General features: G+C 67.0%; 11 protein-coding genes. 7 read left to right on the plus strand and 4 right to left on the minus strand.

Features of this window, described 5'->3' with window-relative positions; all coding sequences use genetic code 11:
• Window positions 1-50: 50 nt before the first annotated feature.
• On the minus strand, window positions 51-1,778 hold the full coding sequence (locus SPDO_RS12405; RefSeq protein WP_088367788.1) for an alpha/beta hydrolase: 1,728 nt from the start codon (window positions 1,776-1,778) through the stop codon (window positions 51-53).
• 244 nt (window positions 1,779-2,022) lie between these two features.
• On the opposite strand from SPDO_RS12405, the gene SPDO_RS12410 reads away from it, so the two are divergent.
• Window positions 2,023-2,850, plus strand: coding sequence for an IclR family transcriptional regulator domain-containing protein (locus SPDO_RS12410; protein WP_088367789.1), 828 nt, complete (start codon window positions 2,023-2,025; stop codon window positions 2,848-2,850).
• A 41-nt stretch (window positions 2,851-2,891) separates the two neighbouring features.
• Here SPDO_RS12410 and SPDO_RS12415 read toward each other — a convergent pair whose 3' ends face one another.
• Entirely contained in the window at window positions 2,892-3,983 is a 1,092-nt protein-coding gene (locus SPDO_RS12415) for an NADH:flavin oxidoreductase (RefSeq protein WP_088367790.1), read from the minus strand.
• 167 nt (window positions 3,984-4,150) lie between these two features.
• Here SPDO_RS12415 and SPDO_RS12420 point away from each other — a divergent pair, with 167 nt between their 5' ends.
• On the plus strand, window positions 4,151-5,203 hold the full coding sequence (locus SPDO_RS12420) for an acyltransferase family protein (RefSeq protein WP_158212195.1): 1,053 nt from the start codon (window positions 4,151-4,153) through the stop codon (window positions 5,201-5,203).
• Between the two features lie 62 nt (window positions 5,204-5,265).
• Window positions 5,266-6,078 (plus strand): hypothetical protein, encoded by an 813-nt coding sequence (locus SPDO_RS12425; RefSeq protein WP_088367792.1) that lies wholly within the window; start codon window positions 5,266-5,268, stop codon window positions 6,076-6,078.
• A gap of 24 nt (window positions 6,079-6,102) precedes the next feature.
• Here SPDO_RS12425 and SPDO_RS12430 read toward each other — a convergent pair whose 3' ends face one another.
• Complete coding sequence (locus SPDO_RS12430) at window positions 6,103-7,086, minus strand: bile acid:sodium symporter family protein (RefSeq protein WP_088367793.1); 984 nt, start codon at window positions 7,084-7,086, stop codon at window positions 6,103-6,105.
• Between the two features lie 162 nt (window positions 7,087-7,248).
• Here SPDO_RS12430 and SPDO_RS12435 point away from each other — a divergent pair, with 162 nt between their 5' ends.
• Window positions 7,249-7,431, plus strand: coding sequence for a hypothetical protein (locus SPDO_RS12435; protein WP_088367794.1), 183 nt, complete (start codon window positions 7,249-7,251; stop codon window positions 7,429-7,431).
• 51 nt (window positions 7,432-7,482) lie between these two features.
• On the opposite strand, the gene SPDO_RS12440 is transcribed toward SPDO_RS12435, so the two are convergent.
• Window positions 7,483-8,295, minus strand: coding sequence for an acyl-CoA thioesterase (locus SPDO_RS12440; RefSeq protein WP_088367795.1), 813 nt, complete (start codon window positions 8,293-8,295; stop codon window positions 7,483-7,485).
• A 245-nt stretch (window positions 8,296-8,540) separates the two neighbouring features.
• On the opposite strand from SPDO_RS12440, the gene SPDO_RS12445 reads away from it, so the two are divergent.
• The 3 genes from SPDO_RS12445 to aguB all read left to right on the plus strand — a co-directional run bounded on the left by SPDO_RS12445 (window position 8,541) and on the right by aguB (window position 11,883).
• The gene (locus SPDO_RS12445) at window positions 8,541-9,947 is read left to right on the plus strand and encodes an amino acid permease (protein ID WP_088367877.1); all 1,407 of its coding nucleotides are present in this window, start codon (window positions 8,541-8,543) and stop codon (window positions 9,945-9,947) included.
• A gap of 146 nt (window positions 9,948-10,093) precedes the next feature.
• On the plus strand, window positions 10,094-10,876 hold the full coding sequence (locus SPDO_RS12450) for an SDR family NAD(P)-dependent oxidoreductase (RefSeq protein WP_088367796.1): 783 nt from the start codon (window positions 10,094-10,096) through the stop codon (window positions 10,874-10,876).
• Between the two features lie 146 nt (window positions 10,877-11,022).
• The gene (gene aguB / locus SPDO_RS12455) at window positions 11,023-11,883 is read left to right on the plus strand and encodes an N-carbamoylputrescine amidase (RefSeq protein ID WP_088367797.1); all 861 of its coding nucleotides are present in this window, start codon (window positions 11,023-11,025) and stop codon (window positions 11,881-11,883) included.
• Window positions 11,884-11,892 lie beyond the last annotated feature (9 nt).

Genomic DNA, 11,892 nt, shown 5'->3' on the forward strand with positions numbered 1-11,892 from the left:
GTAGTTACCAGTGCTTCCGTTAAGCGCCGGCGCGGCGCGCGTTCTGGCGGTTACTTGTACCGCCAGCTCGTCAGGTCGGCGCCCTTGGGTGCCGCCGCCTCGATCCGCTGCAGGATCTTGGGCACGTACATCCAGTTGTAGCGCAGCCGCCCGACCGAATTGGGCTGCGTCGGATCGCCGTTCCAGCAATGCTCGTCGCGATCGCCATAAAGGATCTCGCCGCCGTACGCCGGCTTTGCTGTCTTCAGGAAATCTTCCATCAGATAGACGGCATTGTTCAGGTAGAAATTGTCCATGTCGCCGACATAGATGTGGATCTTGCCCTGAAGTTTCGGCGCCAGCTTCTGCCAGTCGCGCTGCAGGATGTAGCGCATGTCGTAATTGTCGCGCCAATAGGCGGCGACTTCGGGATCGATCTCGCCGGTCGCCTTGTTCCAGATCCGCTTGGGATAGCCGTCCGCGCCCATCGGCGAATACACCGCTTCCCACACGTCCCACTGGCCGCCCGAGCGCGTCTTGTCGCCCAGCACCAGCTCCAGCCGGTTCTCGTCCTCGATCGTGTGCGAGATGTGCCCGAGGTAATCGCGCTTGCCCGGCTTCGCGACCTTCCCGAACGGCCCGGTCCAGAAATAGGCGTTCTTGTCCTTGTAGATGTCCGTCACCATCGTCTGACGGAAATCAATCGGATCGGGGCACGCCGCGAACGCGCCGTTATATTCGTCCGGGTAGAACACCTGCACCGCCAGCGCTTCCCAGCCGCCGGTCGACCCGCCGTACAGGAACCGCGACCAGCCCTGGCCGATCCCGCGGAATTTCTTTTCCAGCGCCGGGATGAAGTCATAGGTGATGGCATCGCCATACGGCCCGATATTGGCCGAATTCACCGCATAGCTGTCGTCGTAATAAGGGTTCGAGTGGTCGATCTCGACGATCAGCATGCGTGGGAAGTCGGGCGACACCCACTTCTGGTAGAAATCATACGCTTCCTGCTGCTCGGTGCGCGCATAGCAGGTTTCGTTGATGAACCGCTTGTTCGGTTCGCACTTGATGTTCGCATCGGGCGGCGTGGTGCGGAAACCGCCGAAATCCTCCGGAAAATGCCCGTGGAAGATCGCCAGCGGATATTTCGCCTCGGGATGCTTGTCGAAATCCTTGGGTACCAGCACGTGCCCACGCATGTAGACGTCGCGGCCCCAGAACTTCGACAGCCGCTCGGACTTGAATTTAAAATGCCGGACGAACTCGGTGTCCTTCGGCTCCTCGACCGGCCCGATCACATCGGTCAGCGCGACCTTGATCTCGCCGGGGCGCTTCGGATCGAAGTTCACCTTCATCGGCTTGCTGATGATGTTGCCCGGCTCCTTGCGCCAGTTCTGCCCCGCGCCCCGCGCGGCGGGCAGCTTCACCACCTTGCCATTGCCCAGCGTGAACGTGTCGTACTTATGCAGCACGGCCTGCACGGTGTAGGTGCCGGCGGGAATGTCTGAAAGGCTACGGCCCGGATAGCCCAGCACGTCCGTGCCGATCACCTTGGCGGAGCCGTTGCGGAAGCCCTCCACCTCGATGCCGAACACCTGCGCGGCGTCGTGGCTGGCGTCCACCTGGAACCGCGGCTCGCTCTTGTCGCTTGCCGCCAGCACCAGCAGCACGCGCCCCTCATAGGGCGCCTCCTTGGCGCCGGGCGCGGCCAGTTCGACCCGGAAGTCCTCTGCGCGCAGCGCATGCGTCCCCAGCGTCAGCGCCGCAACAGCAGCGCCGACCGCGAATGTCTTTCGCATGTCCCGTCCCCTTTTGCCGGCTGGCTCCCCGCCCCGCCGATCGCTTCAATGTGCGCCAACTCCATTAGCAGTCAACGCATATGACCGCATAGCGAACTTATGTTGCGATAGCGCACACACTTCGTTGCGGAACGTGGTGGCGCTTGCGAACCGCAATCCATGGTTTACGCCATGGTAAATCAGTATCTTTCCGTTTTCGCCACCGCCCGTTAGCTACGCGGCACACCCCCGGAGAATAATATCGATGTCAGCCACGGCAGCCGGCCAGTTCGCGGATGAAGAAGCCGCCGTGTCGTTGAACGAATCGGATGACGGCGATCGCGATTATGTTGCCTCGCTCGCGCGCGGGCTTGAGGTGATCTGCGCCTTTACGCGCGACACACCGTCGATGACACTCAGTGATGTGGCAAAGGTCACGGGCATGTCGCGCGCCACCACGCGACGCCTGCTGCTCACCCTGGTGCGCGAAGGCTATGCCGAGAAGCGCGACCGGCACTTCTCGCTCCGGCCCAAGGTGCTGCAGCTCGGCTATTCGGCGCTGTCCTCGGTCGGCATCCTCGACATCGTACAGCCGGTGATGAACGCCCTGTCGCAGAAGACACAGGAATCGATCTACACCGCCGTCCTCACCGGCGATGACGTCACCTATCTCGCGCGCTCGACGCCCGATCGCGTGATCTCGGTCAATTTCAACATCGGCAATCGCCTGCCCGCCTACGCCGTGTCGACCGGCCGCGTGCTGCTCGCCGGCGAGAGCGACGAGACGCTGGAACGCTACTTCAAGCGCCTCGTGCTGGAGGAGCATACGTCCAACACCGTGCGCACGGTGAAGCAGCTGCGCGCGGTGATCGCCGAGGTGCGCGACCTCGGCTATTCGCTGGTGGACGAGGAGCTGGAGGTCGGCGTCCGCTCGCTGTCGGTGCCGATCTACGACGCAGGCGGCCATGTCATCGCCGCACTCAACGCCTGCTGCCCGTCGATGCGCTTCCCGGTCGAGGACATGCGCCAGCAACTGGTGCCCGAGCTGCGCGCCGCGGCGCAAAGCATCAACGAGCGGTTCCAGCAGCAATAAACCGGCGCGCCGCTGCGACGCGTCACACCGGCCCAAACGCGTCAGGCGGCGACATCCTCCGCCACGAAGCCCTTCCAGTTGCGCATATATTCCACGAACTGCGGGCTCAGCCCTTCGTCCAGCAGGTGCTGCACCGTCACCGGCAGCGCGGGCGAGACATAATCCGCGTCCTGCCGCACGCGCTCGGGGAAATCGTGCCGCAGGATCGCCCCGCGCCCGATCACCACGAAATCGCATCCTGCCGCCAGCACGTCGGCCGCCTCGCGCGCCGTCATCACCTTGCCCGCTGCGCCCAGCCGAACATCGCCGCGTGGCAGCTCGGTGAAATAGCTCATCAGCGAACGGCCCTGATGCGCCTCCTCATACGGCTCCTTGGTGACGTCCCAGAGCGACATATCGAGATAATCGATATCCCCGCGCCGCAGCACGTCGGCCGCCACATCGCGGATCTCGGCCAGCTTCAGCCCGAAGCGTTCGGGCGACAGCCTCAGGCCGACCTGAAAGTTTTTGCCGCAGGTTGCGCGAATGCCGTCGATAATCTCGAAAATCAGCCGCGCGCGATTCTCCAGGCTGCCGCCGTAGCGATCGTCGCGCTTGTTGATCTCGGCCGACAGGAACTGCGCCAGGATATAGCCATGCGCCCCGTGGATCTCGACCCCGTCGAAGCCCGCCTGCTCGGCGCGCCTGGCCGCGGCGATGAAATCGTCGCGCAGCTGCTCCACCTCGGCAAGCGTCAGCCCGCGCGCGCCCGTCTCCGGATCGTCCGACGGGCAGACCGGCGTGCCGACCAGCTCCTTGGGCGACCGGTTGCCCGCATGGTGCAACTGCACCGACGAGATCGAGCCCGCCGCGCGGATCGCATCGGCCAGCTTCGTCAGCCCCTCCAGCTGGGCATCGTCGAACACGCCAAGCTGCCCCTCGAAGCCCTGCCCCACCGCCTGGACATGCGCCGCCGCCGTCATGGTGATGCCAAAGCCGCCCTTGGCGCGCATCGTTAGCCAGTGATGCTCCGCGTCGGACAGCCGGCCATCGGCATGGCTTTGCTGATTGGTCAGCGGCGCCAGCATGAAACGGTTCTTCATCGCCGGCCCGCGCGTCAGCGTCAGCGGTTCAAGCAGGTTGTTCACGGCCACCCTCGTCTCCTGTGTTTGTCTTACGCGCAATGCGATCGGATACGATCTGTACCGGTCGGTTGGCCGAGCGGGCAATAGCAATGCCTATCGCCCGCATCCTTGCCCGCAACCTTGGCAGCCGCGCGCGTTCGGGTACAAGCCCGCTGACCCATGCGAAAGCCGCGCTCATGACTTCTCTCCTCGAACGCCGCGATGCGCGTCGCGCGCCGTTCGATGGCGGGCATGGCGGCGGCGTGTTCCTGTCGATCCAGTATCTGCGCGGGCTCGCCTCGCTGATGGTGCTGTTGTACCACGCCGGCTACGATCTCGGCCTCATCACGGAAGGAAGCCGCCCGCACTGGCTCGCCTCGGGCGTCGACATCTTCTTCGTCGTCAGCGGCTTCGTGATGGTGACGGCCACCGCCGACCGCCCCGTCACCGCCCGCCGCTTCCTCGCCTCGCGCATCGCCCGCGTGGTGCCGATCTACTGGCTCGCGACCCTCGCGATGATCGCCATCCTCGCGCTGCGCGGCCAGATGCTGCCGACACTCGGCGAGGTCGCCTTCTCGTTCCTGTTCATCTTTTACTTCAACGCGCGCGTGCAGGACACCAGCCCGATCCTCGGCCCCGGCTGGACGCTCAACTACGAAATCTATTTCTATCTCGTCTTCGCCGCGCTGCTGCGCGTCCCCGTGCTGGGGCGCATCGCGATCATGGCGCTGCTGTTCGTCGCGATCACCGCGCTGCGCCCCGTCGTCCCCGCCGACAGCGCATTTCTCGTCCGCGTGACCAGCCCGATCCCGCTGGAATTCGTCGCCGGCATGGTGATCGGCTACGGCCGCGGCCGGCTGATGCAGGCGCCCGCGGCGCTCGGCGCCGCGCTGATCGGCATCGCCTTTGCCGCCCTGTCGCTGCTCGATCCGCCGCTGCCGCGCGTCGCCTTTTTCGCGCCGCCGGCGGTGCTGATCGTGCTGGGCGGCGTGATGCTGGAACGGCACATCGGCCGCCGCCACATCGGCCTGCTCGGCCGATTGGGCGACGTCAGCTACAGCCTCTATCTCACCCACCCGCTGCTGCTCGCCATGCTGACCCCGATCACCGTCGCTGCCGCCTGGGTCTGGCCGCTCGGCATCGCCATCGTGCTCGGCTCGGTCGCGCTCGGCTTTGCCGCCTATAACTGGGTCGAGGTGCCCACCACCCGCGCGGCGCGACGCCTGCTCGGCGGTGTACGCCGCGATTGATCGCCACCGCGCATGGCTGTAGCGGTTCCGGCAAATCTCGGGCGCAACGAACAGGATTTGCGGTGAAATTTCTTCGGATCCTGCTTGGTGTGCTGGTCGTCGCGCTGCTCGCCTTCGGCATCTTCGTGGTCGCCACCCGCCCCTCCGCCGGCCCCGGTCAGGTGGTCGTGTCGGCCAAGACGCCCTTCACCAAGGACCGCTTCTTCGCCTTTGCGCAGCCGTGGGGCGGCGAAGAAGTGACGGTGCTGAAACCCTGGGCGCGGCACGCCGACAAGATGGTGGTGGACCTCGCCCGCTTCCCCGCCAACACCAGCTTTCGCTGGCGCTGGCCCCCCGTCAACGCCGGCTTCGGCCCCGGCGTCTGGGGCTATGACGCGGTGATGTACGGCAATTACGACGGCGGCGAGCCCGAAACCGCCGTTGCCCCGATCCGCGTGCGCGACCTGCGCGCGCTACGCCAGCGCTTCGCCTGGACGATCGACACCGGCTGGGGCGACGGCAACGTCCTGACCGAATTCTACCTGCGTTCCAGCCCCACCGACGTGAACGCCAAGGTGATCGAGATCGGCTGGTTCTTCCACCTGCCCCCCAGCACCCGTGCCTATTTCGACCGCGCCACGCCCATCGGCACCTTCGTCGACGCACAGGGCCGCCGCTGGTCCGCCCGCATGGCGGAAAAGTTCCTGATGATCGCGCCCGAACAGCCGCAGGACCTGCGCACCGGCACGCTCGACATGCTGCCGTTCCTCGAATGGCTGCAGCAGAACGGGAAGATCACCGGCAACGAATGGATGTCCGGCCTCGCCATCGGCGTCGAGCCGGTACGCGGCCTCGGCAAGCTGACGGTGACCCGCTGGGACGTCGAGATGCGGTGAAGTTTACCGGCACCGGCCCGCGCGTCAGGTAAGCGCCGCCGCCCGCCCCGCGCGCTCGGCATACAGCCGCGCGATCACCGCGCAGGCGATCAGCTGGATCTGGTGAAACACCATGACCGGCAGGATCACCGCGCCGACCTCAGCCGCCGGAAACAGCAGCCCCGCGATCGGCACGCCCGTCGCCAGGCTCTTCTTCGACCCGCAGAACAACAGCACGATGCGGTCCTCGCGGCTGAACCCGAGCAGCCGCCCTAGCCCGAGCGTCAGCAGCATGACCACCGCCAGCAGCGCGCAGCAGGTCGCCAGCAGCACCGCCAGGCTCTCGCCCGACACACGTTGCCACAGCCCCTCCACCACCGCCGCGCTGAACGCGGTATAGACCACCAGCAGGATCGACCCGCGATCCACGGTGGATACCAGCGGCTTGTGCCGCGTCACAAACCCGCCGATCCAAGGCCGCAGCGCATGACCGGCGAGGAACGGCAGCAGCAATTGCAGCGCGATCCCCTCGATCGCATCGGTGGAGATGCTCGCCGACGCGCCCGGCAGCGACATCAGGATTGCCACCAGCGCCGGCGTCACGACGATGCCCAGCAGGTTGGAGAAGGACGCGCTGCACACCGCCGCCGCCACATTCCCGCCGGCAATCGCGGTAAATGCGATCGACGATTGCACCGTCGACGGCAGCAGCGTCAGGAACAGCAGTCCCGCGGCCATCGTCCCCGTCACGAACGGCAAGGTAACGAGCCCCAGCCCCAGCATCGGAAACAGCACAAAGGTGGTGGTCAGCACCGCCAGGTGCAGCCGCCAGTTGCGCGCGCCGCCCAGCAGCGCCTCGCGCGACAGCTTCGCGCCATGCAGAAAGAACAGCAGCACGATCGCCGCCGTTGTCAGCACCTCGAAGATCGGCACGCCCACGCCGCGCGCGGGCAGCAGCGACGCCAGCACCACCGTCCCCAACAGCGCCAGCACGAATGGCTCGAAAACAGCCAGGATCGGTCGAAGCATCGTCACACCCTACGCCCAGGAGGCGCTCCCCTAATCACAAACCGCCCCAACCCCAAACCGCGCGGCGCATCGCAGCCCCCGCCCGCCGCGACGCCCTTTGCCGCGCGATGAAGCCCAGCTGCCCGCTCGCGCGTTATCCCGTCACCAGCAAAGGAGATCGTCATGACCGATCAGACCACCAGCGACTTCAAGGACGCGGCAAAGCGCAGCCAGGACGCGGGCATCGCCGACGAGAGCGCCGCCTATCAGAACGCCGCCGCCACGTCGGACGGCAAGACCGACACGGCAGCGGTGCCGACCACCGACACCCCCGCCGAGCGCGAGTCGGAAGCGCACCCGAGCTAAGCGGGGGCCTGCCCGGGACGACGCATTGTCGTCCCGTGCGCGGCAGGTTCGTCAGGCCGGGTCCATGAAGCGCAGGATCGCCGACTGGCTCCCGCTCGCCATCATGGTGCCGTCCTGCGCAAACATGTGGATCGCGCCATGGCCGAATCCGCGGCTCGCGGCGCTGATCTTCACGTCGCACAGCACCCATTCGGTCGGCACGATCCGCGCGATGCGCAGCGTATTGTCCAGGCTGTTGCCCCCGCCGCGCCGCCCGAAGGCGGAAGCAAGGCCGGAGGGCACGAAATCGGCAAACACCGCCAGCACGCTGGTATCCACCGGCGCGCCATCCTTGGTGCGGATCCACACCACCATGCGACCGTCGGCGGACGGATTGCCGTCGAGCGGCACCGCGCCATAGCGGCCAGGCGACAGCCGCACGTCCAGCCGGTCCATCAGCTTGGCGTCCTGCGCCGGCCACAGCGGCCGCGCCTTGCATTCCTCGGGCGGCGGCATGTCGGGCGGCGTCACCCATTGCGCAGACGGCATGCCGTCTCGGTCGCCCAGCGCGGCGTTCACGGAGATCACCAGCTTGCCCTTGTCGGTACCCGTCACGCGCACCTGGCTGATGTTGCGCCCGCCCGACAGCACCTCGACCGACAGGTCCAGCGTATCGCCGACGCGGGCATAGGAGATGAACTGCGCGGTGGACCAGATCACCCCGCGCCCCGTCGCGCGCTCCGCCGCCACCGTCGCCGCGCCCAGCCCGACGCCGCCGAACATGAAGACGTTGCCCGGTGGCCCGACGCAGACCTGATCGGTCACGTGCAGGCGGAAACGCGCGGGGTCGTCAGTCGGCTCGATGTCTAGAAAACGCTCGGTCATCCCGCTTCGATCACAGGTTCCGCTCGGGCTGTCCACCCGCGCCAACGCCCGCGCACCGGCGGCCACCAAAGCTTGCGTTTGCCCGAACAAAGTTGGCCTTTGCACCGCGCACCGGCGCAGGCACCATTGCCGTGCGCGGCGGCGGCGCTACACCGCACGCCATCGCAGCCGCGATCAGCGCGGCGAAACGGACATGGGAGGAGGCCGCGCCGAACGGCTCAGCGCGGCCGCTGGGGGAGAATAAAGTGAGCTGGAATTCCCGAAAGTCGGCCTTCTCGCATGAGGAGGTCAGCGCCGAGCACCGGCTGACCAAGAGCCTGTCGTGGCCGCACCTCATCGCCTTGGGCGTCGGCGCGATCGTGGGCACGGGCATCCTGACGCTGATCGGCGTCGGCGCGGACAAGGCCGGCCCCAGCGTCATCCTGTCCTTCGTCATCGCCGGCGCGATCTGCGCCTGCGCCGCGCTCGCCTACGCCGAAATGGCGACCATGATCCCCGCCTCGGGCAGCGCCTACACCTATTCCTATGTGGTGATCGGCGAGCTGTTCGCCTGGGTGGTCGGCTGGAGCCTCATTCTCGAATATTCCCTGGTGGTCAGCGCGGTTGCGGTCGGCTGGTCGGGCTATGCCGCGCCGCTCCTCCACGACGCCTTCGGCGTGCCGATGGCATTGATGCAGGGGCCGGAGCTTGGCGGCATCGTCAATGTCCCCGCCGTCCTCATCATCTTCGTGGTCGCCGGCCTGCTGATCCTCGGCACCCGCGAAAGCGCCACGTTGAATGCCGTGCTGGTGCTGGTGAAGCTCGCCGCGTTGGTGGTGTTCGTCGCCGTCACGCTGCCGTCGTTCGACAGCGCCAATTTCGAGCCGTTCATGCCCTTCGGCTTCGGCAAGTCCGTGACCGCCGATGGCGTCGAGCGCGGCGTTATGGCTGCCGCCGCGATCATCTTCTTCGCCTTCTACGGCTTCGACGCGATCGCCACCGCGGCGGAGGAAACCAAGAACCCGGCGCGCGATCTGTCGATCGGCATCGTCGGCTCGATGGTGCTGTGCGTGCTCATCTACATGGCGGTCGCGGCCTGCGCGATCGGCGCGCTCACCTACACCTCCTTCGCCAACAGCCCGGAGCCGCTGGCGCTGATCCTGCGCGAGCTGCAGCATCCCTGGGCTGCGCGCTATCTCGCTATCTCGGCGGTGATCGCGCTCCCGACGGTGATCCTCGCCTTCTTCTATGGCCAGAGCCGCATCTTCTTCGTCATGGCGCGCGACGGCCTGCTGCCGCGCAGCCTGGCGCAGGTGTCGCAGCGCGGCTCGCCCACGCGCGTCACCTTGTTCACCGCCGCGATCGTCGCGGTGCTCGCCGGCCTCATCCCGCTGAACGAGCTTGCCGCGCTGGCGAATGCCGGCACGCTGGTGGCATTCGGCTCGGTCGCCGGCTGCATGCTGATCATGCGCCGCCGCGCGCCCGAGGCCGAACGCAAGTTCCGCGTCCCCGCCGCCGCCCTGGTCGGCGCGATCGCCATCCTTGGCTGCGCCTATCTGTTCTACAGCCTGCCCAGCACGACGCAGACCTATTTCGTCATCGCGCAGATCGTCGGGCTGGCGATCTACTTCGGCTTCGGCCGCCGCCACAGCCAGGTCGGCGCCGCGCAGTAAGGCGACATCGGCGCGGCGGCGAAACCAGCCGTCGCGCCGTTACCGGCCCCCGCTCTACCCCCCCGTGCCACTAAGCGGGTTCGCACTGGCCACCCGCCCCGCTCCTTGGCTAGGCTCCTGCCGATAAAACAACAGGAGAGCGGATCATGGCCTACAAACCCTTCGACCTCAGCGGACGGGTCGCGCTGATCACCGGCGGTAACGGCGGCATCGGCATCGGCATGGCCGACGCGCTGGCGCAGGCCGGGGCGGACGTGGTCATCTGGGGCAACAATCCCACCAAGAACGCCGCCGCGCAGGAGCGTCTCGCCGCGCACGGCACCCGCATTCTGGTCGAGCGCGTCGATGTGTCCGACGAAGCCGCGGTCGGCGACGGCGTCGCCCGCGCGGTGGACACCATGGGCCGGCTCGATTTCGTCGCCGCCAACGCCGGCGTCGGCGAAGGCGCCGACAGCTTCGATACGATGAGCACCGATCTGTGGCGCCGCGTCCTGGCGGTAAACCTCGACGGCGTGTTCTGGACGCTGCGGGAGGCGGCGCGCCACATGGTCTCCCGCGCAAAGGGCGGCGATCTCGGCGGCTCGCTTCTCGCCACTTCCTCCACCTCCGCGGTGCACGGCGCGCCGCGGAACCAGGCCTATGCCGCCACCAAGGGCGCGCTGCTCCCGATGATGCGCGGCCTCGCAGTCGAGTACGCCCGCTACGGCATCCGCGCCAACGCCATCCTCCCCGGCTGGATTGCGACCGACATGACGTCGCGCGCGCAGGGGAATGATCGCTTCAACGAAAAGGTCATCTCGCGCGTGCCGATGCGCCGCTGGGGTGAGCCGGAGGATTTCGGCGGCCTCGCCGTCTACCTCGCCTCCGACGCATCGCGCTTCCACACCGGCGACACCTTCACCATCGACGGTGGCTACACGATCTTCTGATCATCTGGCCGCGACATCGGGCGGCGTGGCCAAATTGCGCCGGCAACAGGCCGCCCGGTGGCCGGGCGCGGCCAATCTTCGCCGCCAGCAGGCCGCGCTTCAGCCAAGGGTGGCGAGCGCCCGCCGCATCACCTACATGGCCGCGCATGACCGAAATCACCGTCGCCGCGCTGCAGCTCGCCTTCTCCGCCGATCTCGATGCCAACATCGCCAACGTCTCGCGTCTGGTGCGAGAGGCAGCGGGCAAGGGCGCGCAGGTTATCCTGCCGCCAGAACTGTTTGAGGGCGAATATTTCTGCCGCGTCGAGGATGAGGGCCTGTTCGCCAACGCGAAGCCCACGGCCGAGCACCCGGCCGTTCTTGCCATGCAGTCTCTGGCATCCGAGCTAAAGGTCTCCATCCCCACGAGTTTCTTCGAGGCTGACGGCCCGCATCACTACAACAGCCTCGCCATGATCGGCCCCGACGGCGCGATCCAGGGCGTCTATCGCAAGAGCCACATCCCCGATGGCCCGGGCTATGAAGAGAAATTCTACTTCCGCCCCGGCAACACCGGCTTCAAGGTGTGGGACGGCCCAGCCGAAAGCAAGGGCGCGAAGCTCGGCGTCGGCATCTGCTGGGATCAATGGTATCCCGAAACCGCCCGCGCCATGATGCTGATGGGCGCGCAGGTCCTCTTTTACCCCACCGCAATCGGCAGCGAACCGCACGACACCTCGCTCGACACCGCCCGCCTCTGGCGCCGCGCCATGGTCGGCCATGCCGTATCGAACGTCGTGCCCGTGGTCGCCGCCAATCGGATCGGCACGGAGCACGGCCAGACCTTCTATGGCACCAGCTTCATCTGCGACGAGCGCGGCGACGTCGTTGCAGAGCTCGGCCGCGAGGAGGAAGGCGTGATCACCGCCACGCTCGACCTCGATCGCGTGAAGCGCCACCGCGCCGCGTTCGGCTTCTTCCGCGATCGCCGCCCCGAGCTTTACGGTCGCCTTACCGCCGACATCTAAGACGCGGTC

It is taken from the genome of Sphingomonas dokdonensis (genome assembly GCF_002197685.1).
Classification (GTDB): domain Bacteria; phylum Pseudomonadota; class Alphaproteobacteria; order Sphingomonadales; family Sphingomonadaceae; genus Sphingomonas; species Sphingomonas dokdonensis.

Excerpts from the sequence above, each read along its gene's own strand:
- SPDO_RS12405 (WP_088367788.1), bottom strand. The coding sequence starts at position 1,778 with ATGCGAAAGACATTCGCGGTCGGCGCTGCTGTTGCGGCGCTGACGCTG.
- SPDO_RS12410 (WP_088367789.1), top strand. The coding sequence starts at position 2,023 with ATGTCAGCCACGGCAGCCGGCCAGTTCGCGGATGAAGAAGCCGCCGTG.
- SPDO_RS12420 (WP_158212195.1), top strand. The coding sequence starts at position 4,151 with ATGACTTCTCTCCTCGAACGCCGCGATGCGCGTCGCGCGCCGTTCGAT.
- SPDO_RS12430 (WP_088367793.1), bottom strand. The coding sequence starts at position 7,086 with ATGCTTCGACCGATCCTGGCTGTTTTCGAGCCATTCGTGCTGGCGCTG.
- SPDO_RS12435 (WP_088367794.1), top strand. The coding sequence starts at position 7,249 with ATGACCGATCAGACCACCAGCGACTTCAAGGACGCGGCAAAGCGCAGC.
- SPDO_RS12440 (WP_088367795.1), bottom strand. The coding sequence starts at position 8,295 with ATGACCGAGCGTTTTCTAGACATCGAGCCGACTGACGACCCCGCGCGT.
- SPDO_RS12450 (WP_088367796.1), top strand. The coding sequence starts at position 10,094 with ATGGCCTACAAACCCTTCGACCTCAGCGGACGGGTCGCGCTGATCACC.
- aguB (WP_088367797.1), top strand. The coding sequence starts at position 11,023 with ATGACCGAAATCACCGTCGCCGCGCTGCAGCTCGCCTTCTCCGCCGAT.